Here is a 22,689-nt window from a genome sequence, read left to right as displayed (position 1 = left end):
GACCCACGAACGTCATATCGTCCTCGATCGCTTCCGAATCCCCGACTGATCCGTCGTCGGCGACCGCACCGACGGCCGTTTCCCTTCCGTCCGGTCCCGTCTAGTGTCCGTCGTCGCGCTCGAGGGTGACGCCCAACTCCTCGAGCGTGCTGAAGAACCCGGGGTACGAGACGGCGACGTGGTCGGCCCCCTCGATGACGGTCTCGCCGTCGGCGACGAGACCGGCGAGCGCGAGCGCCATGATAATGCGGTGGTCCGATCGGCCGCGAACGGTCGCCCCCTCGAGCGTCGATTCCGTGCCGTGGATCGTCAGCGAATCCGGCTCTTCGGTCGTCTCGACGCCCAACTTTCCCAACTCCGTGGCCATCGCGCTCACGCGGTCGGTCTCCTTGTATCGGACGTGCTCGGCGTTCGTGATGTGGGTGTCGCCGTCCGCGACCGCGCCCAGCGTCGCGATCGTCGGGAGCAGATCGGGCGTATCCTCGACGTCGACCTCGATCCCGGCGAGCGGGGCGGCTGCGACGTTGATCGTCCCCGCGTCCCGATCCCAGTCGACGTCGGCACCCATCCGTTCGACGATCTCGACGATGGCGCTGTCGCCCTGCGCACTGGGGTGTGCGCCCTCGATTCGGACGGCCGCGCCGTCGTCGCCGGCGATCGCCCCCGCGGCGAGGGGGTAGGAAATCGACGAGAAATCCCCGGGAACCGCATACGCGCCGCCGGCGGGCGCGTACGACTGCCCACCGTCGACTTCGAAGCCGGCGTCCGTGTGGCGGGCGTCGACGCCGAAGTCGGCGAGTACCTCGAGCGTAATATCGACGTACGGCGCGGACTTGAGTTCGGTCTCGAGGTCGATCGCGATCCCGTCCTCGGTGACCGCACCGGCCAGCAGCAGGGCGGTGATGTATTGGGAGGAGACATCGCCCGGAATCGATACGTCGCCGCCCGACAACGGGCCGGTGACGACCAGCGGAGCCTGCCCGTTCCCGCGGGTACTGTCCGCCTCGGCTCCGAGATCGGCAAGCGCCTCGAGCAGCGGGCCCTGCGGGCGCGAGCGCAGCGATTCGTCGCCGGTTAAGACCGAAGTGCCGTCGGCCAGCGCTGCCGCCGCGGTGACGAGGCGCATCGTCGTGCCGCTGTTCGCGCAGTCGATGACGTCCGCCGGCACGTCCGGACGGCCGTCGAAGCCGTCGATCTCGAGGGCTCCGTCGTCGGTCCGTGTTACGTCGCCGCCGAACAGGGTGACGGCGCGGGCGGTCGCCCGCGTATCCGCGCTCCAGAGCGCGTTGCGGACGGTCGTCTCGTCGGCGTATCCCGCCGCGAGGATCGCCCGGTGCGTGTAGCTCTTCGAGGGCGGTGCGCGGACCGTCCCCTCGACGGTCGAGGGCGTGATCGTGACGTTCATGATGGCTCTGTGGGGTGGCCTCGCCTTACCGATACCGATCCCACGAGTCCCCGACGGGACGACCGGCCCCTCTTCGGCCGGTTCGCTCGTCGCTCGCGGCTCCCGCCGGTCACCGGCCGGTTATGAACACCCGATCGACGCGGCGATCTCGAGCAGGGGTGTGTCGTCGGTCAGACACGTGACCTCGTAGTTGAGTCCGTCACACTGCCAGAAGATGCTCCGTTTCCCGCCGTCGCGGCGATAGGCGGTGTGGCCGTCGAACTCGATCGGCTCCAACGCGGCCGTATCGATCCGTTGCACCTCCTTGACCGCAACGTAGAGTTCGCGCGCGACGACGTTCGGATCGGTGTACCACAGCGTCGTGGTCGTTCCGAACCGCTCTGCCGTCTCGACGACGGTGATCCGATCAAGCACGTACGAGTCCGGAACGGTCGGCTCCGGCAGGTCGTACGGCGCGAACTCCTCGGCGGCCGACCGCGATTCGAAGACGCCGTCCGGGCCGACACCCTCCGTGGTGACCGTCGCGTCCGCCGGCGGGTCGTACGTAAACGTCCCCGGCTCGAGCCCCGTATCGAGCGCGAGGTCCTCGTAGGTGACGGTCAGTTCGTGGTAGACCTCGCCGTCGATCCTGGTGGTGTTCCGCTCCTTGATCGGGTACCGGTACTCGTCGTCGATCCAGACGGTTCGGGTCGCGGAGAGCGCCTCCGGATCGCTCGTCGCCCGGAGCTTGACGAGGAACTCCGTATCACCGACGACGAGGCCGATCGCCGGCCCGGTATCCTCGGCCGGCGGCTGTGTCTCGACGACGTGTGTCTCGCGACCGTCGACGGTCTCCGTCCCCCGGTAACTGAGCCGGTGGTCGTCGCGGAGGGTCTCGAGGACGAGTCGCGTACGGTCGGTGTCGGTCTTGTTCGGATGGTACTGTTTCTCAACCGTCTCGGTCGCCGGGTTGTACTCCCACGTCGTCGTCCGGTTCGTCACCGTGACCGAGCCGGCCGGCACGTCAGGATCGGTCGACTCGACGACCTCGCGACGCTGCTTGGCCGGCGGCCGCAACGCGACCCGCTCCGTTCGCTCGACCGTTTCGTCCCCGGTTTCGACGGTCATGACCCGCCGGGCCGTGAGATCGGTCATGTGGCGACGCGTCTCGATCGCGTCCCGGAGGAGGGCCCGGCTCGAGGGTGGCTCGTCGCTGTCGGACGGATAGCTCACACAGCCGGCGAATGCGACCGCGGCTCCCGTTGCCAGGATCCGGCGACGGTTCATACGCGGGGAATTACCACGTTTGGTGATAAGGTTGCGGGTTCGAACCGACCCGCTCTCGGTCGCGATCCGCGGGATTATGTGTCCCGCTGTCATATCTTCGAGCATGAACGTCGACGTCGATCTCGCCCCGCTGCGCGAGTATCTCTCGACCGAGGACCTGGACGGCTACCTGATCGATGACGATGCCTCGGACGCCGACCAGCGGTACGTCTCGGGCTTTACCGCGCCGGACCCCTATCAGACGCTCGTGACGGCCGACGGCGTCCACCTGCTCGTCTCGGGGCTCGAGTACGGGCGCGCGACGGCCCAGGCCAACGCGGACTCGGTCAGCCGCCGCGCCGCCTACGACTACCAGCGACTGGTGGCCGAACACGGCCAGTACGAGGGGACGATCCGTACGCTCGCGGCCTTTCTCGAGGACCACGATGTCGATGCGCTCGCGGTGCCCCGAACGTTCCCGACGGGGACCGCCGACGGACTTCGCGAGCACGGGGTCGCGGTGACGGCCGAACGCACGGGCATCGTGACGGATATCCGTGCGACGAAAACCGAGTGGGAAGTCGAGCGGATCCGGGCGAGCCAGCGGGCCAACGAGGCCGCGATGGCGCGGGCCGAGGAACTGATCGCCACCGCCGACATCGAGGACGGCACGCTCGTTCACGACGGCGACCCTCTGACCAGCGAACGCGTCACGGAGGAGATCGAGGTCACCCTGCTACGCCACGGTTGTGCCCTCGACGAGACCATCGTCGCCTGCGGGGCCGACGGTGCGGACCCCCACGACCGGGGCAGCGGGCCGCTCGCGGCTGACGAGTTGATCGTGATCGATATCTTCCCGCGGGACAAGGAGACGGGCTACTTCGCCGATATGACCCGCACCTTCGCCCGCGGCGACCCCGGCGAGGAGGCTCGACGGCGCTACGAGGTCACCCGCGACGCCTACGAGGCCGCCCTCGAGACGGTCGCGGCCGACGTGACCGGGGCCGACGTTCACGCCGCGGCCTGTGACGTGATCGAGGACGCGGGCTACGAGACGCTGCGCAGCGATCCCAACACCGACACCGGCTTCATCCACAGCACCGGCCACGGGGTCGGGCTGGACATCCACGAGGAGCCGAGCGTCTCGCCGTCCGGAGGCGACCTCGAGCCCGGGCACGTGATCTCGATCGAGCCCGGGATTTACGACCCCGCGGTCGGCGGCATCCGCATCGAGGATCTCGTCGTCGTCACCGAAGACGGCTACGAGAACCTCACCGAGTATCGGATCGGGCTCGAACCGACGACCGACGCCCGGGAGTGACGTCGCACGGACGATCGCGACTCCCGTGACCAGTCCGGTGGCGTCGCACGGAAGCCGGCAAAAATGAGTGACGTCGAATCGTGGGTGGTATTCGACCGTGTCGTCGCCGGTACTGCTATTCGACCTGGATATCGGCGACCATCGAATTCGGGTGGACCTCGCAGATGTACGTGACCATCGCGCTGCTGGCCTCGAACTCCAACCACTGATCGTCGCCGGGCTCAGTGACCCGTTCGGTCACGAGATCATCGACAACGTCGTCGTTTTCGTCGTAGATCGCGATGTTGTGTTGGTTGCCATCGCCGGTTGTCCAGCCGATCTCGTAGGATTCCCCCTCCTGAAGAATGAGCGTCGGGTTCGTCTCGTCCGCAATCGAATCGGGTTTGATGCCCACCCAACCGGGCGTCTGTCCGTCGAGTTCGATCCGTGTTTCGGGATCGATCTCCACACCACCATCGCCGTCGCCGTTCCCGCTGTCACCGTTCCCGCCACCACCACAACCGGCAACGAATGCCGTCGACGCTGCGACACCTGTTAGCGCGAGCATCCGCCGTCGGGACACAGCCCCATCTCGTACCATGCTCTTCGGTTGGACTGGTATTGTTAATAATCACCAGGGTAGTTCCGAACGGGTGGGAACGTGGCCCCAGCGACGATATTCGGACTCAGCGATAGCCGTCGTCGTCCGGGCCGCGGGCCGCGTCGATCCGCTCGAACTGCGCGTCGGACAGTTCGAGGTCGACCGCACCGACGTTCTCCGCGAGTTGGTCAGGCGTCCGCGCGCCGACGATCGGCACACACGTAAAGCGGTCCTGCTCCATTAGCCAGCGCAACGACACCTGTGCCGGCGTGGCGTCGATTTCGTCGGCGACGCCCTCGACGGCTTCGAGGACCTCCCATGCGGTGTCGCTGGTGTAGCGGTCCTCGAAGAGATCAGTCAAACTCCCGCGAGCGCCGTCGGGCGCGATCACGGTGCCGTCGTCGGCCCGCTCGTACTTCCCGGTGAGGAAGCCGCCGGCCAGCGGCGAGTACGGACAGACCGCGATGTCCTGATCCGCACAGACCTCGAGATAGTCGCTCACGTCGTCCGTATCGGCCGCGTTGAACATCGGCTGGGTCACGTCGAACCGCTCGAGGTCCTCGGCGTCGCTCGTCCACAGCGCCTTGGTGAGTTTCCAGGCGGCCATGCTCGAGGCCCCGAGATAGTGGACGTTCCCCTCGCGAACGAGTTCGGTCAGCGTCCGCATCGTCTCCTCGATCGGCGTGTCCTCGTCCCAGCGGTGGATGTAGTATAGATCGAGGTAGTCGGTGCCCAGTCGTTCGAGCGTGCCCTCGATCTGGGCCCGGATGTGCTTGCGGCCGAGGCCGGAATCGTTCGGCCCCGGCTCGCCGCGGCCGTCGAACGGGAAGTAGACTTTCGAGGCGAGGACGAGGTCCTCGCGGTCGATGTCCTCCCGGTCCGCGAGCCACTCGCCGATCCAGCGCTCGCTCTTCCCGTTGGGATTGCCGTAGACGTTCGCCGTATCGATGAAGTTGATACCGTGCTCCCAGCAGGCGTCGAGCAGGTCGTAGGCCTCTTCGCGGTCCGTTTCGACGGTGCCGTCGCTTTCCTTGCCGAAGCGCCACGTTCCGAAACAGAGCTTCGATACCCTCGTACCCGTCTTTCCGAGCGTCGTGTACTCCATGGTCGCCGGTTCAGTGGCGAGGGGCAAAACGAGTTCGGAAGCGGCGATCACCGCGGCCACGTCTTCGATCGGGATCTCATCCCACTGCAGCGTCGCGTTGATCTCCCCGGCGGTCATCGCACACGCTCGAGCGACGCGCGGTCGGCTACTCGTCAACGTCGGACGCGAAACGACGAAGCGATTCGACGACGGAGCGGAGACCGCGACGGGACCGCCTCCGGGCTTTCCGAAGCTACAAATCACTTGCCAGTCTCGTACGGATAATGAATCACTGGTGGCGGCGGATCGCCCTCTCGCTGGTCGCCGTTCTCGTTCTCGTCCTCGTCTACGCGTGGCTCTATCGGCTGGGAATGGCCACGTTCGAGGGCGAGCCGAGGACGTACGCCCAGGCGATCCGGACCGTCATCGAGACGCTGACGACGGCCGGCTTCGGCGGCGACGCGGACGACTGGCAGAGCACGCCGATGAACCTGATCGTTATCGTGATGAACCTCACGGGCGTCCTGCTGGTCTTTCTCGCCCTGCCGCTGATCGTCGTCCCGCTCTTTCAGCAGGCTCTCGAGGACCGGCCGCCGGAGTCGACCGATCTCACCGATCACGTTGTTATCTGTTCGTACACGCCGCGCTCGGACGTTCTCGCTGGTGAACTCGAGGCGGCGAACGTCCCCTACGTCTTCGTCGACGACGACGCCGAACTCGTCGTCGACCTCAACAACGAGGGGACCAACGCTATCTACGGCGAACTCGACCAGGAGGAGACGCTGCGGGCCGCCAACGCCGAGCGGGCCGACGCGCTCGTCACCGACATCGACGACGAGACCAACGCGATGGTGATCCTCACGGCGCGGGAACTCTCGAGCGACCTCACCATCGTCAGCGTGGTCGAGGACGACGAGGTCGCGAGTTACCACCGCTACGCCGGAGCCGACGAGATCGTCCGGCCGCGTCGGGTGTTGGGCCAGAGCCTCGCAACGAAGGCCACGACGACGGTCTCGGCCGAACTCCGGGATACGATCGAGTTCAGCGAGGACCTCGCGGTGACCGAACTGCTCGTTCAAGAGCACAGCGACCTCGTCGGGCAGACGATTCCCGAATCCGGCATTCGGGATCGGATGGGAATCACCGTTATCGGAGCCTGGTTTAGCGGGGAGTTCGTTCCCGTTCCCGGCTCCGAAAACGTGATCGACGGCAATACCATCCTGCTCGTCGCGGGGCGTCGCGACGATCTCACGGAGCTGAAATCGCGGACGGTGTCGGCGCTGCGGCACAACCCGGACCGCATCGTCGTCGGCGGCTACGGCGTCGTCGGCCGGACCGCGGTCGAGACCCTGGCGTCCGGCGGCGTCTCGACCTGTGTCGTCGACCTCGCGGACGAGCCGGGGGTCGATATCGTCGGGAGCGTCACCGACGAATCGGCTCTCGAGGCGGCCGCCGTCGACGACGCCAGGGCGGTCATTCTCACTCTCGACGACGATTCGACGACGATCTACGCGACGCTGGTCCTCAAGCAGGTCGCCCCCGAGGTCGAAATCATCGTGCGAGCGAACGAAACCGAGAACATTCCGAAGTTCTACCGCGCGGGGGCAGAGTACGTCCTCTCGCTTTCGACGGTGACCGGTCGGATGCTCGGCTCTCTCCTGATCGAGGGCGAGGAAATCCTCACGCCCGAGACCCAGTTCGAACTCATCAGGACGACCGCGCCGGGAATCGCCGGACGAAGCCTCGGTGAGGTCGACCTGCGAGCGCGAACCGGATGTACCGTCGTCGCGGTCGAACGCGGCGAGGAGCTGCTGACCGACCTCGGCCCGGAGTTCGTCGTCCACGAGGACGACATGCTGATCGTCGCGGGAAGCGACGAGGCGGTCAACCGGTTCGTCGCATTCGCGTGTTGACACCACGGTGCCGGCGGTCGGCTCGAGCGGTAGCCGCATCGCCATCCGGCGTCGGCCGCGTCACTCGAAGGACGGCAACACCTCGTCCTCGTAGAACGCGAGCGCCTGCTCCTGTTCCGGACCGATCTGATGGAAGTAGACGTGGTCGTAGCCGGCGTCGATCGCCCGCTCGAGGCTGTCGATGTGGGCCTCCGCGGTGGGTTCGGTCGTGGTACCGGCCGCGGCGATGTCCTCCTTCTCGACCAGCGCCGCGGCCTGTTCGAAGTGAGCCGGCGTCGGCAACTCCTGTCCGAGTTCGCCCGGAAGCGAGCCGTTGGGCCACTGCTCGAGGATCGTCTCGATCGCCTCCGCTTCGCTGTCGGCGTAGCAGCCGTGCAATTGCGTGTACTTGGGGCCGTCGCCGCCGGCGTCCTCGTAGGCCTTGACCGGTTCGGACTTCGGCCCGGAACACCAGAGCCCGTCCGCGTTCTTGGCCACCCAGTCGGCAGTCTGCGGGCCGAACGCGCTTCCGATCGTCGTCGGCTGCTCGTCGGGGCAGGTGTACAGCCGCGCGTTCTCGACCGTGTAGTGTTCGCCGTGGTGACTCGTCGTCTCGCCGGTCCACAGCGAGCGCATGACGTTCAGCGCCTCGTCCAACATCTCGAGGCGCACGTCGTGCTCGGGCCAGCGCTCGCCGGTGACGTGTTCGTTCAGGTTCTCGCCGGTCCCGACGCCGAACGTAAAGCGATCGCCGAGCATCTCGGCGACGGTGGCGACCGCGTGGGCGACGGTGACCGGATGGACCCGGATCGTCGGGCAGGTGACGCCGACGCCGATCTCGATCTCGTCGGTCGCTTCCGCAATCGCTCCCAGCGTCGACCAGACGAACGGCGACTCACCCTGCGCCGAGACCCAGGGGTGGAAATGATCCGAGATCGAGCAGAAGTCGAAGCCGGCCGCCTCCGCGCGACGGGCGATTTCGACCAGTTCAGTCGGCCCGAACTCCTCGCTCGAGAGCGTGTATCCGAACTCCGTCATTCCCGGCCCGCTACCACGAACCGGCGGGTAACGGTTGCACCTGCGAGGGCAAGAGCGCGAGCGCGGCCGCGTTCCGACTGCGACCCCGGCCGGGTACTGCGACTCGCGTCTCCGACCTGCGTGGCGCGCGCTGAACTGTGCCGAACCGAACCCCTTACCCACGCCGCGCCGGAACCGATCCATATGGAAGCCGTAGTCGATGCGACGGACCTCGAGAAGACCTACGGCGAGACGGTCGCCCTGTCCGGGGCCTCGCTGTCGGTCGGCAGCGGAGAGGTCTTCGCCCTGATCGGGCCGAACGGTGCCGGCAAGACGACGCTCGTCCGCACGCTGACGGGGACAACCGAGCCGGACGGCGGGACGGCACGGATTCTCGGCGCGTCACCGTCGACGGTCGACCGCGCCCAGCTCGGCGTGTTACCACAGTCGTTCTCGCCACCCGACAGGCTCAGCGCGCGGGAACTGCTCGCGTACTACGCCGGCCTCTACGACGACCCGCGCGATCCCGACGACGTGCTCGCCGATGTCGGCCTCGTCGATACCGGCGACACCTGGTACGAGAACCTCTCCGGCGGTCAGCAACGCCGGGTCTGCGTCGGGTCCGCACTGGTCAACGACCCCGATCTGCTCTTCCTGGACGAGCCGACGACCGGCATCGACCCTGCCGGCCGCCGCACCGTCTGGCGACTGATCGAGGACCTCGCCGATGCCGGGACGACGGTCGTCCTGACCACCCACGACATGGCCGAGGCCGAGCGCCTGGCCGACCGCGTCGGCCTGCTCGCCGACGGCTCGCTCGTCGCACAGGGGCCGCCCGAGCGGCTGGTCCGTGACCACGGCGGCTCGAGCCGGCTCACGATCGAGACGGTGGCCGACCCGGCCGCGTTCGACGCCCTCGAGTATCCGGTCGAACGCCCCGAGCGCGGTCGGACCCGAAACCCCGACAGCGCGGTCGTCGTCCGCGAGATCGACCCCGCCGCGATCGGGTCGGTCGTCGACTATCTCGAGACCCACGCGATCGAGTACACGCAGCTTTCGTGGGCCGAACCCGATCTCGAGGACGTCTATCTCGAATTGGCCGACGGGACCGAGCGGGCGCGGACGGATCGGCTCGCGGGCGGCGGGACCGGGGATGGCGTGGCCGACGAGTCCGACCTCGCGCAGGCGGGTGAGACAGCATGAGTCGGCTGGGACGCGTCGGTGCCGAAACCAGCGCCGGCTGGCGGTCGTTCGTCCGCCGGCGGACGGCGGTCTTCTTCACGTTCTTCTTCCCCGTGATCCTGATCGTCATCTTCGGGGCGCTCGTGCGGACGGACCCGACCGGCGGCGGGCTGTTCACGGAGCCGGCAGCCTACTACGTGCCGGGCTATCTCGCCGTCGTCGTGCTCTTCACTCCGCTGTCGCGGATGGGGAGCGAGGTCGCGCGTCACCGCGAGGGGAGCCGGTTCGAGAAGCTCGCGACGACGCCGCTGACCCGCGGCGAGTGGTTACTCGCCCAGACGGTCGTCAACGCCGCGATCATCGGGCTGGCGAGCCTGCTCATCCTCGGGCTGGTGATTCTGCTGACCGGCGCGGAGATCGTCGTCTCGCCGCTGTTAGTGCCCTACGTCCTCGTCGGCGTCGTCTGCTTCTGCGGCGTCGGCGCGATGCTCGGTAGCTACACCGATTCACAGGACGGCGCGGTCGCCGCCAGCAACGGGATCGGGCTTCCCCTCCTGTTCCTCTCGGAGACGTTCGTCTCGCCCGCGCTCCTCCCCGGCTGGTTCGGCCCGCTGGTGAACCTCTCGCCGCTGACGTACTTCGCGCGGGGCGTGCGGGCGGTGACCTACGCGGGGGCCGACACGGCAGCCGTCGCCGGCGTCGATCCCGCGCTCGCGAACCTCGTCATCCTCGCCGTCCTCGCCGTCCTCGCGTTCGCGCTGGGCGCGCGGTCGATCCCGCGAACGGACTGACCGTCGCGGCCGGATCGTTGCGATGCGGGCTCCGTCGCCGCGAGAACGAACCGATTTACGCGCGGCACTCGAATCGACGGCAACCAGTATGCGCTCGGGACACCCCACGGAGCAGGCTGTCGGCATGGAGTACTACGTCAGCGACGCGGACGGCGTCGGCGGCCGTCTCCGCGAGGACGACGCCGATTTCCGAGTGCGCGAACTCGAGCGCTTCGACACCGAACCCGTCGACGCGCCGACGGACGCCTACCCGCACCTCGTCTTTCGAGCGACGCTGCGGGGCTGGGACACCAACGATTTCGCCGCGCGGGTCTCGGACGCGCTGGGGATCTCCCGCGAGCGGGTCAACTGGGCCGGCACGAAGGACAAATACGCCGTGACGACGCAGCTGTTTTCGGTCTACGGGGCCGATCCCGCGGACCTGCCCGCAATCGATGGCGTCGAGATCGAGGTCCTCGGCCGGGCCGGCCGAAACCTCGAGTTCGGCGATCTGGCGGGCAACGAGTTCGCACTCGTCGTCACCGATCCCGAGCGGCCGGACAACGCCGACGCGATCACGACGGAGCTGGCCGAGTTCGGCGGACTCGAGACCGACCAACCGGACTCGAGCGGGACCGAGACGTCGATCGGCGTCCCCAATTTCTTCGGTCAGCAGCGCTTCGGCAGTCGGCGGCCGGTCACGCACGAGGTCGGGCTCGCTATCGCCCGCGACGACTGGGAAGGAGCGGTGATGGCCTACCTCGGAAACCCGACCGACGCGGAGCCGGAGGGGACGCAGGAGGCTCGCGCGTTCGTGGAGGAGACGAGAGACTGGCAGGACGCCCTCGAGCGGATGCCCCATCGCCTGCGCTACGAGCGCTCGATGCTCCACGCGCTCGCCGAGTACGACGGCGAGCCCGGCCCCGAGCAGTTCAGAGCGGCCCTCGAGCGGGTCCCCTCGAATCTCCAGCGGCTGTTCGTCCACGCCGCCCAGTCGTACGCGTTCAACCTGATGCTCTCCGAGCGCCTTGAGCGTGGACTCCCCTTCGATCGCCCGGTCGAGGGCGATGTCGTCTGTTTCACCGATACCGACGCGCCCGACGGGCTCGCGCTCCCCGATACCGACCGCCTCCAGCGGGTCGACGAGCGCCGGGTCGACTCGGTGACCCGCCACTGCGAGCGCGGCCGGGCGTTCGTCACCGCGCCGCTGGTCGGCACGGAGACCGAACTCGCCGACGGCGAGCAGGGCGCGATCGAACGCGCCGTCCTCGACGACCTCGGCCTCGAGCCGGCGGACTTCGACCTGCCCGGGGAGTTCGGCTCGACCGGCACCCGGCGGGCGGTCCTCCTGCGGACCGACCTCTCGCTCGAACCCGATCCGCTGACGCTGACGTTCGCACTGCCGAAGGGGTCGTACGCGACCGTCGTCTCCCGGGAGTTCCTGAAGGTCGATCCGATCGACCTCGGCTGAGACGACGCCCGTGAGGGACCCGACCGCTCGAGGCGACCGTCACCGCTCGACGTATCGCGGCGAAGCTTTTAGCACCGTGTCACGAGTAGTCTCGAGGGAATGGTCCCCGCACCCGAGCAGGAATCGAACCGAGGTAGGGCCCGCGCATGATTGGCACGAGCGAGAGCCGTGAGATCGTCGACTGGGAGAAGACGACCGACGATGGACAGCCGGTGTACGAAATCGAGTACACCGAACCCGTCCCGGAGCCGACGGGCCGCTCGAAGACGCTGTTCGGCGCGGGCAGCGGCGGAACGGTCCCCGCCGGCGACCAGTTCTTCGAGATGCCCGACGGCACGCGCATCCCCGCGACCGAGGCTGCCTTCGACGCCGACGGCACGACGCTGCGGGTCCGCCGCGAGCGATCGATGGTCGATCGGCTCCGGCGCTACCTGCCGTGGTGACGCGTCCGCCCGTTTCGGCCGCGTTCGAACCGCAAGCGGTATCGATCGTCAAAACAGGTATGAGGCTGTCACGAGACGTGGGTCGTATGTTCGAGCCGTTCTCGCTGTTTACCTCGGCGCTGTACGTCGTGCAGGGCCTGCTGGGACTGGCCGATCAGCGCGTCCTCACCGACGAACAGCGATCGCGTGCACGACCGGCCGCGAGCGTGCATCTCGGCAGTTCGGTTGCGTTCCTCGTCGCCGGCATTGCCAGCGCGTCGTGGGTGCAACTGAACGGCCTCCCGACGGTGTGGTATCCGACGATGCTGTCCCTCGGGTTCCTCGTTTCGATCCTCGTCCAGGGCTGGCTGTATCGATCGATCGGCGTCTCACAAAGCCCGCTCCTCGAGCGGGCGAGGACGCGCCTGCACTGACCGAGAGACGGCCTCACTCGAGGGAGCTCCGAAGCACCGTGCCGAAACCGGCGGCACCGATACAGACCGCGAGGATGCCCCCGACGCCGGTGACCGCGAGCGCGCCGCTGATCGCCGCGGCGACGAGCAGCCGTTTGAGCCACTCGTCGTCGTGCCCGACCAGCCGATCGGCGATGGCGAGATACGCGATCGCACCTCCGATCGCCCAGACGAGATACGCCAGCAGGAACAGCGGAACCGCCACGATGATCCCGACGAGCGTGACGACAAGGAGCAGCGTCAGCAGACCGATTCCGAGCAGCGACGCGATGCCGTAGAGGAACGAGCCGAACGGGTCCGCGAGGACGTCGTCCATCATCCGGTCCGTGTAGTCGGGCGCGATCGCGATCAGGATCGCGCCGACGACGAGCGTCGTCAGGGCGGCCCCGAGCGCACCCCCGAGGAGGCCGTCGGTCGTCCCGATCTCGATCTCGGTCCCGGGATCGACCTGTGTGACCACTGCGACTGCGAGTGTCGGTCCGTCGAGTCCGATCATGATTCCTGAAGGCCCGGCCGGTACATAAACGGCGATGTCGACGTGCCGTCGCCCGGCTTCGCTGACAGCCTTTTGGCCGCCCGCGACCTATCCCGTCCATGCGAAGCAACCGCCTGCAACGGGAGATCGACGACCTCGTGTCTCGGGGCTGGACGATCGAGGAGGAGACGCCGGACCGAGTCGTGATGGTCGACCGGGAGTTCGGCTCGGTGCTGTCACACGTCCTCGTCGCGGTCCTGACGGTCTGGTTCTCGATGGGGCTCGGCAACGTCGTCTGAGGGGCGTACAACTACGTGTCGAACTCCCGGCGGCGAGTTCCCTGGGAAGACGCGGTCGGCTGTCCGCACTGCGGCGCGGACATCCCGGCGTCGGTCGACTACTGCCCGGCCTGTGGCGACGGCCTCGAGCAGGTCCCGGAGCCGAACGGTGGAATCGTCTGCCCGGAGTGCGACGCGGTCGCCGCCAAGGGCTCGCGGTACTGTCCGGCCTGCGGGACGCGGCTCGCGGAGACGGGCGGCAGTCCGTCGTAAGGGGCAGCGATGTCGTCTTCGCTGAACCGAACAGCTACGTGGCTCGCCCCCGATCGATCGACCAGCCAATGGAACTGGACTCGGACCCGCACATCCTCCTGACGAACGACGACGGGATCGACGCGCCCGGCCTCCGGGCGCTGCACGACGCGCTCTCGGCGGTCGGCGAGGTGACCGTCATCGCGCCGGACCGGAACCGGAGCGCCGTCGGTCGGTCGCTGTCCTACGGCCGGACGAACTCCTCGGACGGCGGCGATCTCTCGCTGGACCTCGAGGCCGACTCCTTTACCTCGCTGGTCCCCCACACCGATCACGACCTGGGCTACGCCGTCGACGGCACCCCCTGTGACTGTGCCATCGTCGGTGCGAAGGGGCTCGAGCCGGCCCCCGATATCGTCGTCTCGGGCTGTAACGACGGCGCGAATCTCGGTGCGTACGTCTTCTCACGCTCGGGAACCGTCAGCGCCGCCATGGAGGCGGCCTTCCTCGGCACCCCGTCGATCGCCGTCTCGATGGACACGCTCGGCTACGACGACGATCTCGAGCCCGCGGACTTCGAGCGCGCGGGCGAGATCGCCGCCGATCTCGTGGCCGGCGCGCCAGGGACCGGTCTGTTCGATCGGGTCGACTACCTGAACGTCAACGTCCCCGGTCCGGCGGCCGACCCCGACGGCTTTGCGATCACGCGCCCGACCGAGGTCTACGAGATGGACGCCGCCCTCGAGGATGGCCGGTTCCAGTTGACGAACCGCCTCTGGCAGCAGATGTCCAACCGGGACATCCCCGACGACGAGGATACCGACCGCCACGCCGTCCTCGAGGAGGCGGTCTCGATCTCCCCGCTTCGGGTCCCGTACGACGTCGTCGACACGGAGCCGGTACGGACCGTCTTCGATCGGGTTCTGTAACGGCCGGCAGCCACGGTTCGCTGTCGGGTCACGAGCCAGCACAATTTAGGGAGTCGGCTCACAAGGGACAGCCAATCGATCGATGTCGGACGGGAATCCACCGGACGAGACCGACGACAACCGGGGTGAGATCCCCTCACAGCCGCCGAGCGGCGTTGGCCCGGCCTCGAGTCTCGGGACCGAGGCTGATTCGATCGTCGCTCCGACGGGTGACGGGACGACGGGGAGCGACGACGCCGATACGGAGCCGATGTCGGCTATCGCCCCGTCGGACTCGAAGTCGACGCAAGCGATCAGGGACGCCGTCCTCGCGGACGTGAAGGCGTCGTTCGACGACCGAGACGACGACGCGTTCCCCGGTCGCCCGTCCGATGCCTTCATCGAGGCGGAGTTCTTCGATTTCGGCTATCTCGAGGACTACGAGGAGGTCGAGCGCTACTGGGTGAACCGCCCCTACGCCTACGTGACGATCCCCTACGACGAGGCGACCAACACCAACCGGTATCACGTCGTCGAACCCGACTTAGACGAGTTCGAGGAGTACGTCCGCGAGGACCTCATCCGGTCGCTGCGCAGCGATCTGCTGTACAAGGAGTTCGACGGCGAGATCGATCGGGCGGCGACCTTCGACGAGGAAGTCCCGCGGGTGATGCGCGAACACGCCGCGACCGTCGGCGACGGCTCCCTCCAGCAACTCCGCTACTACCTCCGCCGGGACTTCGTGAGCTACGGGAAGATCGACCCGATCATGCGCGACCGGGCGGTCGAGGACATCTCCTGTGACGGCGCGGCGAAACCCGTCTTCGTCTACCACCACGGCTACCGCGACCTGCGGACGAACCTCGCGTTCAGCGACGAGCGCCTGAGCGCGTACGTCGTGCGACTCGCCCAACGCGCCGGCAAACACCTCTCGGTGGCCGACCCCCTGATCGACGCCTCGCTCCCCGACGGGTCACGCGTCCAACTCACGCTCGGGGGCGAGGTGACGACCGGCGGACCCAACTTCACCGTTCGGAAGTTCTCCGAGGTGCCGTTCACGCCGGTCGACCTCATCAACTGGGGGACGTTCAGCATCGCGCAGATGGCCTATCTCTGGGTGGCCGTCGAAAACAACGCCTCGCTGATGGTCGCTGGCGGCACCGGGTCGGGGAAGACGACTAGCCTCAACGCGATTTCCATGTTCGTGCCGCCCGAAAGCAAGGTCGTCTCCATCGAGGACACGCCGGAGTTGACGCTGCCCCACGACAACTGGATTCAAAGCGTCACGCGCACGGGCGTCACCGCCGGCGGGCGTGGCTCCGTCGGAATGTTCGACCTCCTCCAGGCGGCCCTGCGCCAGCGACCGGAGTACCTCGTCGTCGGCGAAATCCGCACCGAAAGCGACGTGGCGCTTACCTTCTTCCAGTCGATCGCCACCGGGCACACGGCGTACACGACGTTCCACGCCGACTCCGTCAGGGGACTGTTGAGCCGACTCAGTAACGAGCCGCTGAACGTCCCGTCCGAGATGATCGCCAACCTCGATATCGTCTCGATCCAGCAACAGACGACCCAGAACGGCAAACGCGTTCGGCGCAACAGGCGACTCGTCGAATTCGGTGCCGGCGACGCGGACGCCGACGACCTCGAGCCACACGAGGTGTTTCGGTACGATCCCCGCTCGGACGGGTTCGAGCAGACCACGGGCTCGAGCGTGTTAGGTGCCATCGCCGACGAACGGGGTTGGACGCCGGGCCGCATCGAACGGGAACTGGACCACCGCGAAGCGGTCCTCGAGTACCTGCTCGAGGCGGGTATCACCGACTACGAGAGCGTCGCCCGCGTCATTCAGGGATTCATTCGCGATCCGGATTACGTCCTCGAGGAGGTTCGTGCCGGCGACCTCGACCCCGACCGGATCGCGGTGACGGAGGCCGACGACTGATCCGTGACCGACCGTGATCCATCCAGCGACGACGCCGATCGCAAGCCCGACGAGCCGGCGTTCCGCGACCCGGCGCTCGACGAGGCGACGGTCGAGGCCGTCCTCGAGGACGCGTTCGGCGACGATGCGGGGGTCTCGAGCGAACCTGCGGCGTCCGATCCGTTCGCGGCGGCCGACGACCGACGGGCGGCGGTGGCCGACGCGGAGCCGGAACCCGAGGAAGCGCTCAGCCAGCCGCTCGCCGAGGAGCGCCACCTCGGTGCCGCGGAGCAACTCGAATTCCGGGAGGCGTACGGCCGGACGCGGGCGTTCTTCAAGACGCGACCGGAGCGATATCGCGGGCTCCAGCGGCTGCTCAAGCAGGCCCGGATCCGGGACACCTACGATACGTACCTGACCGACAGCGCCAAATGGGCGGGGATCGCCGCGGTCGCCGCGGGACTCCTCGCGACTGTCGCACTCGTCGCGCTGGTGTTTACGGGGACGCTATTCAGCGTGCTCGAACCGCTGTTCGGCCTGTCCGGCCGGACACGGGACGCGTTCCTGACGCACCCGCTGGTCGTGGCCGCGCTGTTCGTTCCCCCGCTCTGCTCGCTCGCCGCCGGCGGTGCCGTCTGGGTCGGTCGGAACTACTACTACCCGCGCAGCGTCGTGGCGGCGCGGCGACGCAGCATCGCGCTCAACCTCCCGTACGCGATCACGTTCATGTACGCGCTCTCCAGCGGCGGGATGAACGTCATCGAGGTGTGTCGCCGACTCGGGAACAGCGAGGCGGTCTACGGCGAGGTCGCAAACGAGTTCGACCTCGTCGTCCGCGAGATCGACCTGTTCGGCAACGACCTGTTGCAGGCGCTGGATAACGTCCGGATGCTGACGCCGAGCGACGACTTTCGGCGGTTCCTCGACGACCTGCTCGGCGTCCTCGACTCCGGCGGCGACCTCGAGACGTTCCTCGAGGCGGAATCCGAGGCAGCCCTCGAAGACGCGCTCGAAGAGCAGTCGTCGTTCATCGAGACGCTCGGCATGCTCAGCGAAGTGTTCGTCGTCGCGTTCGTCGCCGCGCCGCTGTTCCTGATCGTCGTGTTGATGGTGGTGAGTTTCCTCGGCGCGGAGACCGTCGGCCTGATCGCCGGGCTCGTCTACGTCGTCTTCCCGCTTTCGATGGGCGGGTTCCTGCTCCTCGTCGACGTGCTCTCGCGCCCGTACCAGGAGCCGACCGCCAGCCTCGCCGTCGCGGACGAGCGAACGGTCGACCTCGAGCAGGTGGTCGACGATCCCCGGTTTTTGGCCTACCAGCGGTCGAAACGCGAGACCGGCATCCGTGCGTTCCTCGCCGACCCGTTGCGGGCGATCACCCGCCGTCCCGTCCGTTCGCTCGGGGTGACGGTGCCGGCCGCCCTCGCCGTCGCCGGGCTCGCGATCCGGACCGGACTCGTCGAGCCGACCGCCGCCGCGTTTCTCGCCGCCCCGCTCCGGACGACCGTCGGGCTCGCCGTCGTCCCGTTGGTGACGGCGACCGCGCCGTTGACGCTCCTCCACGAGCGCGAGCGCCGACGGATGACCGTCATTACCGAGCGGTTCCCGGACGTGCTGAGCATCCTCGCCAGCGCGAACCGGATGGGCGTCGACATCGTCGACGCCTTCGATCTGGTCACGCGGTGGGCCAGCGGGACCCTCGCCGCGGAACTCCGCCGGGTCCGCAACGACGTGGCCTGGAACCACGACCTGACCCGCGCCCTGCTTGGCTTCGCCGACCGACTGAACGTGCCCCAACTGACTCGGACGATGACGCTCGTCGCGGAGGGGAGCCGCTCGAGCGGCGATCTCCACGGCCTGCTCGAGATCGCGGCGACGAACACGCGGGCGCAGGCGAAACTGGCCCGCGAGCGACGGCGCGAAGTCGGCTCGTACGTCGCGATCGTCGTGATCGGCTTCCTCGTCTATCTGCTGGTCATCGTCATGGTCAGCGCGAGCTATCTCACCCCGATCGCCGAGGTGGCGGCCGAGACCGATCCAGCGGCCGCCAGCGGACCGGTTTCGCTGGGCGCGATTCCCGTCGACACCTACGAGCTACTGTTCCTCCACTCGGCGCTCATTCAGGGCTTCGGCAGCGGGCTGATCGCCGGGAAACTGGCCGAGAACGACATCCTCAGCGGCCTCAAGTACGGACTGGCACTGATCGCCCTCACCGTCATCGCGTTCTTCCTCTTGGTGTAACCATGGTCGACTCGCATCCGCACGGCCGGAACGGAACCGAGACGCAGCCGACGACCCGACTCGACGGGACCGGAGCGCTCCGCGGCTCCGAACGAGCGGTCTCGCCGGTCATCGGCGCGATACTCATGTTCGCACTCCTCCTCGCCTTGCTGGCGATCCTCCAGACGACCGCGATTCCCGCGGTCAACGAGGGCCTCGAGTTTCAGCACAACGAGCGGGTTCGGACTGACGTGAAGGCTGTCGACGGAGCCGTCGATCGGGTGGCCGCGACCGGGAACGGCGAGACGGTCTCCATCGAGGCCGGCCTGCGCTACCCGCCCCGGCTGTTCTTCGTCAACCCGCCGCCAGCAGCGGGGACGGTTCGGACGACGGACCCCGCTGGCATCGAAATCGCCAACGCGTCCGCGGCCGGCGAGACCGGCGACTACTGGAACGGGACCACGCGGACGTTCGAGACGCGGTCGCTCGAGTACGTGCCCGACTACAACGAGTACGGCGACGCGCCGGTGATGGTGGCCGAGCCGTGGGTCGTCTACGACCGCTTCGACGGGACGGCGGTCGCGAGGGGGGACCAGGACCTCGTCGACGCCCGCCGGCTCGATCTCGTCGCGCTGGCGGGCGATCGCTCTGCGTCGGGGGCGACCGATGTCGCGATCGACCTCGAGCCGACCAGTGCGCCGGGTCGGACGGTGACGATCCGCGGCGACGGCGAGCCGGTCACGCTGACGGTCCCGACGCGGCTCACCGAGGACGAGTGGGCTGCCCTCCTCGCGGACGAACGCGACCCGGACGGCGATCCCGACGACGACCGGTACGTGACGGGGCTCGACTGTCAGCGAGCGCCGCCGGACCCCTGCGGCCAGTTGACGCTCACGCTCGAGCGCGGGGTCACCTACGAACTTCGACTCGGGGCCGTCGCCCTCGGCGGCGCGACCGAGGAGGCGGCGGCGTATCTCACCGATCTCGAGGGCAACGCGACGGCCGTCCCCGAGAGCGGCCGCCAGCGGCTCGTCGTCGAAGCCCGCGATCGGTTCGATAACCCCGTCAGTGGAGTTCCCGTGACCGGGAGCGTCGGGGGTGACGGGACCGTTCGGGCCGTCGAGCCCGTGACCGACGCGGCGGGACGGGCGACGTTCGTCTACGAGGCTCCGCCGGACGTAAACGGGACGCGGGACGTCGAGCCGACGCTTCGGTTCGGCGAGCGCGCGCACCGCGAAGTCCGGTACGATATTCGCGTGCTGGATCGCGGCAGCGGGACGTCGAGTCCCGGCGGAGGTTCGGACGGCGGTGACGAGGCAACCGGTACCGAGCCGGGCGTGTCGATCACCGACGTCACGGCGACGAACCCGCGGGACAGCTACCGGACCTCCATCGAGGCGACCGACGGGAACGGCGATCTCGAGCGGGTCGACTTCGAACTCCGGGACCCCAATACCGGGACTCCCATCCGGACGGTGACGGCGGACCTCGGCGGCGACCGCGATACCGCGACCGGACGGCTGCGAGCGAAGGGGCGCGAGCGACGCGCGACGTATCGAATCGTCGCGACCGTCGTCGATGCGGACGGACAGACGGGGAGCGACGAGGTCGTGGTTCGCGGGAGCGGGTAGCCCGGACTGGACATCGATCCCGGTCGTGCTCTCCGGGGCCGGCGTTCGATCCGTTCGGACGGCGTCCGATCGGCGACGACCGCAGTCGGTCGGAAACAGACCTGTTTTACATCCGTCCCGACAAATCCACCCATGGAGTGTCGCCACTGCGCATCGCCGCTCGAGAAACCCGGTGACTTCTGTCTGGTCTGTCGGGAGGCCAACACCGAGGCGATCGTCCTCGATGCGGCACGCGACAGGGCGACGATCACGATGCTCGCCGGCGAACCAGACGACCCGACGACGAGGGACGACGATATCAATGCCGACGAGCAGGTGCTCGGCGAGACGACGATCACGACGACGCCCGAAGACGGCGAGAACGAGCCAATCGAACTCCGCAACTTCGCGGGGCTGATCGGCGACGAAATCCGCCGGAAGCGTCCCGAAGAGGTCTACGCGGGCGGCGTCCGTGCGGTGATTCGCGCCGTTCGCGAGGACGTTCACCATCCCTTCTATCGCGTCGACGACGACGATCCCGTCCGGGCGGTCCTCGAGCGCCGCGGTAACCGCGCGCTCGATGTCGTCGAGACGCCGCCGGCCGAAAAGATCAGCGGGAGTCACTCGACGCTCATCGGCGGCCGTACGGGGATGCGGGCCATTCATACCGTCGCGGACCACCCCCACGTCAAGAAGGTGATCCCCGGCCCCATCGACGCCGGCGGGAAGGGGTCCCAATCGGGCATGCGCGCGAAAGTGACCCGCGCCGACGACGGCGGCAACGTCCGCATGCTGTTACGCAACGGCTCGAGCGTTCAGGAGAACCGAGTCGTGACGACGGCTCGTGACCGGGAGATGGGCGAGCGCATCCGCGACGACCTCAACGACGTGCTTGCCGACGCCGAGTTTCAGTAGCGTCCCGTTCGGTCATCGGTTCGAATTGCCAACCGCTGCTGTTATAGTAGCAACTGAAACGATTGACACACTGATCGCAACGCCGTCGTGCGATCAGGTGTGCATTGACTTTCAGTTGCTACTATAGTAGTGTCAGCGGGAGCGTCCCACGGCAACTATTGTGTCGAGTCGATGGCAGTGTCAGGTGCTGCTGGTTGTGTGAGCCTTAACCCCCCGGTCGTAATGAGATATAATTAGCCATGCTCGAGCGACCGGACGCCGTCCTGACCCTGATCCCGCTGTTGGCGGTAAGCGGCCTCGCGGTTCGCACGCTGCTTGCGGCCCCAGGTGTCGGCACGGGACTGCTCACTGCCCCGCTCGCGGTCGCGGGCTACCTCGCCGCGCTCGCGCTCGTCTTCCTGGAACTGCTCGCGTGGCCGATCGCCGAGCGGATCGGCGACTCCTGATCGGGCCCGTCGACGGACCGGTCCGCGGCGCGATCCGAACCGGACGGCGTCGCGACTCAACAGGTTTAAGAATCCGCTGGCGATAGAGTGGATCACTATGGCCAAGAAAGGACAGGTCGGTAGCGCTGGCCGCTTCGGTGCCCGCTACGGCCGCGTCGCCCGACGTCGCGTCAGCGAGATCGAAGACGACATGGAAAACGCCGAGGTCGACGGCGACGATGTCACCCGTGTCGGCACCGGCATCTGGAAGAACGAGGAAACCGGCGAAGTCTTCACCGGCGGCGCGTACCGCCCCGAGACCCCCGCCGGCCGTACCGTCCAGCGCTCCATCCGCGCTGCCCTCGCAGAGGACGACGACTAACGCGTTCCGAGACCCAGTATGAGTTACAAATGCTCCCGCTGTAAACGCGACGTCCAACTCGACGAGTACGGCGGCGTCCGCTGTCCCTACTGCGGCCACCGCGTACTCCTGAAAGAACGCAGTCGCGACGTCAAGGAAGTCGACGTCCAGTAACCGCCGTGTCTTCTCACGACGCGACACTCGAGTTCGACTACGAGACGCCGTCGCGTGCCGAACTCGTCGCCGCGAGCGTCGCCCGCGAGATCGGCGAGATCGACGACGAGCGCTCGCGGACGACCCTCGAGCGGGACGGCTCGTGCGTTCGTATCGAGATCGACGCCGAGGACGTGGTCGCGCTCCGAGCGGCGCTGAACACCTGGTTCTCGCTGGTCGATGTCGCCGAACGGACCGCTAACGCCGGCGAGGCCGTTCTCACGTCCCAGTAGCCACGCTGCTCGAGCC

General features: G+C 67.8%; 24 protein-coding genes. 18 read left to right on the top strand and 6 right to left on the bottom strand.

Annotated features, from left to right (window positions below):
* Positions 1–100 precede the first annotated feature (100 nt).
* Together aroA and C487_RS08395 are read right to left on the bottom strand one after the other, a co-directional pair.
* A complete protein-coding gene (gene aroA, locus C487_RS08400) occupies positions 101–1,405 on the bottom strand; it encodes a 3-phosphoshikimate 1-carboxyvinyltransferase (protein WP_006185299.1) in 1,305 nt (434 codons plus the stop codon).
* 120 nt (positions 1,406–1,525) lie between these two features.
* On the bottom strand, positions 1,526–2,671 hold the full coding sequence (locus tag C487_RS08395) for a LolA family protein (RefSeq protein ID WP_049908036.1): 1,146 nt from the start codon (positions 2,669–2,671) through the stop codon (positions 1,526–1,528).
* Between the two features lie 103 nt (positions 2,672–2,774).
* Between C487_RS08395 and C487_RS08390 the strand changes: the two genes are divergently transcribed.
* A complete protein-coding gene (locus C487_RS08390) occupies positions 2,775–3,971 on the top strand; it encodes a M24 family metallopeptidase (RefSeq protein ID WP_006185297.1) in 1,197 nt (398 codons plus the stop codon).
* Between the two features lie 115 nt (positions 3,972–4,086).
* Here the strand turns inward: C487_RS08390 and C487_RS08385 are convergent, their stop codons facing one another.
* Positions 4,087–4,551, bottom strand: a complete 465-nt coding sequence (locus tag C487_RS08385) for a cupredoxin domain-containing protein (protein ID WP_241431073.1) — start codon at positions 4,549–4,551, stop codon at positions 4,087–4,089.
* A gap of 85 nt (positions 4,552–4,636) precedes the next feature.
* On the bottom strand, positions 4,637–5,656 hold the full coding sequence (locus C487_RS08380) for an aldo/keto reductase (RefSeq protein WP_049908035.1): 1,020 nt from the start codon (positions 5,654–5,656) through the stop codon (positions 4,637–4,639).
* Between the two features lie 263 nt (positions 5,657–5,919).
* Here C487_RS08380 and C487_RS08375 point away from each other — a divergent pair, with 263 nt between their 5' ends.
* A complete protein-coding gene (locus C487_RS08375) occupies positions 5,920–7,548 on the top strand; it encodes a potassium channel family protein (protein ID WP_006185294.1) in 1,629 nt (542 codons plus the stop codon).
* A gap of 60 nt (positions 7,549–7,608) precedes the next feature.
* Here C487_RS08375 and C487_RS08370 read toward each other — a convergent pair whose 3' ends face one another.
* Entirely contained in the window at positions 7,609–8,565 is a 957-nt protein-coding gene (locus C487_RS08370) for a TIGR03557 family F420-dependent LLM class oxidoreductase (protein ID WP_006185293.1), read from the bottom strand.
* Positions 8,566–8,748: 183 nt separating this feature from the next.
* Between C487_RS08370 and C487_RS08365 the strand changes: the two genes are divergently transcribed.
* The 5 genes from C487_RS08365 to C487_RS08345 all read left to right on the top strand — a co-directional run bounded on the left by C487_RS08365 (position 8,749) and on the right by C487_RS08345 (position 12,823).
* Complete coding sequence (locus C487_RS08365; protein ID WP_006185292.1) at positions 8,749–9,747, top strand: ABC transporter ATP-binding protein; 999 nt, start codon at positions 8,749–8,751, stop codon at positions 9,745–9,747.
* The gene (locus C487_RS08360; protein WP_006185291.1) at positions 9,744–10,517 is read left to right on the top strand and encodes an ABC transporter permease; all 774 of its coding nucleotides are present in this window, start codon (positions 9,744–9,746) and stop codon (positions 10,515–10,517) included. Before C487_RS08365 ends, C487_RS08360 begins: the two co-directional genes overlap by 4 nt.
* Before the next feature lie 88 nt (positions 10,518–10,605).
* Positions 10,606–11,967, top strand: a complete 1,362-nt coding sequence (truD, locus tag C487_RS08355; RefSeq protein WP_006185290.1) for a tRNA pseudouridine(13) synthase TruD — start codon at positions 10,606–10,608, stop codon at positions 11,965–11,967.
* A gap of 146 nt (positions 11,968–12,113) precedes the next feature.
* Complete coding sequence (locus C487_RS08350; protein WP_006185288.1) at positions 12,114–12,410, top strand: hypothetical protein; 297 nt, start codon at positions 12,114–12,116, stop codon at positions 12,408–12,410.
* An 86-nt stretch (positions 12,411–12,496) separates the two neighbouring features.
* Entirely contained in the window at positions 12,497–12,823 is a 327-nt protein-coding gene (locus tag C487_RS08345; RefSeq protein WP_006185287.1) for a hypothetical protein, read from the top strand.
* Between the two features lie 13 nt (positions 12,824–12,836).
* On the opposite strand, the gene C487_RS08340 is transcribed toward C487_RS08345, so the two are convergent.
* A complete protein-coding gene (locus C487_RS08340) occupies positions 12,837–13,358 on the bottom strand; it encodes a hypothetical protein (protein WP_006185286.1) in 522 nt (173 codons plus the stop codon).
* A gap of 98 nt (positions 13,359–13,456) precedes the next feature.
* Here C487_RS08340 and C487_RS21835 point away from each other — a divergent pair, with 98 nt between their 5' ends.
* The 11 genes from C487_RS21835 (at position 13,457) to C487_RS08290 (ending at position 22,673) form a co-directional block, all read left to right on the top strand.
* Positions 13,457–13,636 carry a hypothetical protein gene (locus C487_RS21835; RefSeq protein ID WP_006185285.1) on the top strand — a complete coding sequence of 60 codons (180 nt, stop codon included), beginning with the start codon at positions 13,457–13,459 and terminating at the stop codon, positions 13,634–13,636.
* 15 nt (positions 13,637–13,651) lie between these two features.
* Complete coding sequence (locus C487_RS21830) at positions 13,652–13,888, top strand: zinc ribbon domain-containing protein (protein ID WP_006185284.1); 237 nt, start codon at positions 13,652–13,654, stop codon at positions 13,886–13,888.
* A gap of 68 nt (positions 13,889–13,956) precedes the next feature.
* Positions 13,957–14,796, top strand: coding sequence for a 5'/3'-nucleotidase SurE (gene surE / locus C487_RS08330; RefSeq protein WP_006185283.1), 840 nt, complete (start codon positions 13,957–13,959; stop codon positions 14,794–14,796).
* An 82-nt stretch (positions 14,797–14,878) separates the two neighbouring features.
* Positions 14,879–16,720, top strand: coding sequence for a type II/IV secretion system ATPase subunit (locus tag C487_RS08325; RefSeq protein WP_006185282.1), 1,842 nt, complete (start codon positions 14,879–14,881; stop codon positions 16,718–16,720).
* 3 nt (positions 16,721–16,723) lie between these two features.
* Positions 16,724–18,937, top strand: coding sequence for a type II secretion system F family protein (locus C487_RS08320; protein ID WP_006185281.1), 2,214 nt, complete (start codon positions 16,724–16,726; stop codon positions 18,935–18,937).
* Positions 18,938–18,939: 2 nt separating this feature from the next.
* The gene (locus C487_RS08315) at positions 18,940–20,547 is read left to right on the top strand and encodes an Ig-like domain-containing protein (protein ID WP_006185280.1); all 1,608 of its coding nucleotides are present in this window, start codon (positions 18,940–18,942) and stop codon (positions 20,545–20,547) included.
* Between the two features lie 132 nt (positions 20,548–20,679).
* Positions 20,680–21,441, top strand: a complete 762-nt coding sequence (locus tag C487_RS08310; protein ID WP_006185279.1) for a DUF2103 domain-containing protein — start codon at positions 20,680–20,682, stop codon at positions 21,439–21,441.
* A gap of 239 nt (positions 21,442–21,680) precedes the next feature.
* Complete coding sequence (locus tag C487_RS08305) at positions 21,681–21,887, top strand: hypothetical protein (RefSeq protein WP_006185278.1); 207 nt, start codon at positions 21,681–21,683, stop codon at positions 21,885–21,887.
* A 97-nt stretch (positions 21,888–21,984) separates the two neighbouring features.
* Positions 21,985–22,248 carry an eL43 family ribosomal protein gene (locus C487_RS08300; RefSeq protein WP_006185277.1) on the top strand — a complete coding sequence of 88 codons (264 nt, stop codon included), beginning with the start codon at positions 21,985–21,987 and terminating at the stop codon, positions 22,246–22,248.
* 18 nt (positions 22,249–22,266) lie between these two features.
* Positions 22,267–22,401: a DNA-directed RNA polymerase subunit P gene (locus C487_RS08295; RefSeq protein ID WP_006181151.1), complete on the top strand. Its 135-nt coding sequence runs from the start codon at positions 22,267–22,269 to the stop codon at positions 22,399–22,401.
* A gap of 5 nt (positions 22,402–22,406) precedes the next feature.
* On the top strand, positions 22,407–22,673 hold the full coding sequence (locus C487_RS08290) for a KEOPS complex subunit Pcc1 (protein ID WP_006185276.1): 267 nt from the start codon (positions 22,407–22,409) through the stop codon (positions 22,671–22,673).
* The last annotated feature ends 16 nt before the right edge of the window (positions 22,674–22,689 follow it).

The organism is Natrinema pallidum DSM 3751 (assembly GCF_000337615.1).
Lineage (GTDB): Archaea > Halobacteriota > Halobacteria > Halobacteriales > Natrialbaceae > Natrinema > Natrinema pallidum.
This window is presented reverse-complemented; position numbering and strand designations above follow the sequence as displayed.

Bases quoted from the DNA above. Each gene is read 5' to 3' on its own strand.
- C487_RS08340 (WP_006185286.1), bottom strand. From the start codon at position 13,358: ATGATCGGACTCGACGGACCGACACTCGCAGTCGCAGTGGTCACACAG.
- C487_RS08350 (WP_006185288.1), top strand. From the start codon at position 12,114: ATGATTGGCACGAGCGAGAGCCGTGAGATCGTCGACTGGGAGAAGACG.
- C487_RS08385 (WP_241431073.1), bottom strand. From the start codon at position 4,551: ATGGTACGAGATGGGGCTGTGTCCCGACGGCGGATGCTCGCGCTAACA.
- C487_RS08380 (WP_049908035.1), bottom strand. From the start codon at position 5,656: ATGGAGTACACGACGCTCGGAAAGACGGGTACGAGGGTATCGAAGCTC.
- C487_RS08360 (WP_006185291.1), top strand. From the start codon at position 9,744: ATGAGTCGGCTGGGACGCGTCGGTGCCGAAACCAGCGCCGGCTGGCGG.
- C487_RS08375 (WP_006185294.1), top strand. From the start codon at position 5,920: ATGAATCACTGGTGGCGGCGGATCGCCCTCTCGCTGGTCGCCGTTCTC.
- C487_RS08295 (WP_006181151.1), top strand. From the start codon at position 22,267: ATGAGTTACAAATGCTCCCGCTGTAAACGCGACGTCCAACTCGACGAG.
- C487_RS08395 (WP_049908036.1), bottom strand. From the start codon at position 2,671: ATGAACCGTCGCCGGATCCTGGCAACGGGAGCCGCGGTCGCATTCGCC.
- truD (WP_006185290.1), top strand. From the start codon at position 10,606: ATGCGCTCGGGACACCCCACGGAGCAGGCTGTCGGCATGGAGTACTAC.
- C487_RS08345 (WP_006185287.1), top strand. From the start codon at position 12,497: ATGTTCGAGCCGTTCTCGCTGTTTACCTCGGCGCTGTACGTCGTGCAG.
- C487_RS08390 (WP_006185297.1), top strand. From the start codon at position 2,775: ATGAACGTCGACGTCGATCTCGCCCCGCTGCGCGAGTATCTCTCGACC.
- C487_RS08310 (WP_006185279.1), top strand. From the start codon at position 20,680: ATGGAGTGTCGCCACTGCGCATCGCCGCTCGAGAAACCCGGTGACTTC.
- C487_RS08300 (WP_006185277.1), top strand. From the start codon at position 21,985: ATGGCCAAGAAAGGACAGGTCGGTAGCGCTGGCCGCTTCGGTGCCCGC.
- C487_RS08305 (WP_006185278.1), top strand. From the start codon at position 21,681: ATGCTCGAGCGACCGGACGCCGTCCTGACCCTGATCCCGCTGTTGGCG.
- C487_RS21835 (WP_006185285.1), top strand. From the start codon at position 13,457: ATGCGAAGCAACCGCCTGCAACGGGAGATCGACGACCTCGTGTCTCGG.
- C487_RS08365 (WP_006185292.1), top strand. From the start codon at position 8,749: ATGGAAGCCGTAGTCGATGCGACGGACCTCGAGAAGACCTACGGCGAG.
- C487_RS08315 (WP_006185280.1), top strand. From the start codon at position 18,940: ATGGTCGACTCGCATCCGCACGGCCGGAACGGAACCGAGACGCAGCCG.
- C487_RS08370 (WP_006185293.1), bottom strand. From the start codon at position 8,565: ATGACGGAGTTCGGATACACGCTCTCGAGCGAGGAGTTCGGGCCGACT.
- C487_RS08325 (WP_006185282.1), top strand. From the start codon at position 14,879: ATGTCGGACGGGAATCCACCGGACGAGACCGACGACAACCGGGGTGAG.
- aroA (WP_006185299.1), bottom strand. From the start codon at position 1,405: ATGAACGTCACGATCACGCCCTCGACCGTCGAGGGGACGGTCCGCGCA.
- surE (WP_006185283.1), top strand. From the start codon at position 13,957: ATGGAACTGGACTCGGACCCGCACATCCTCCTGACGAACGACGACGGG.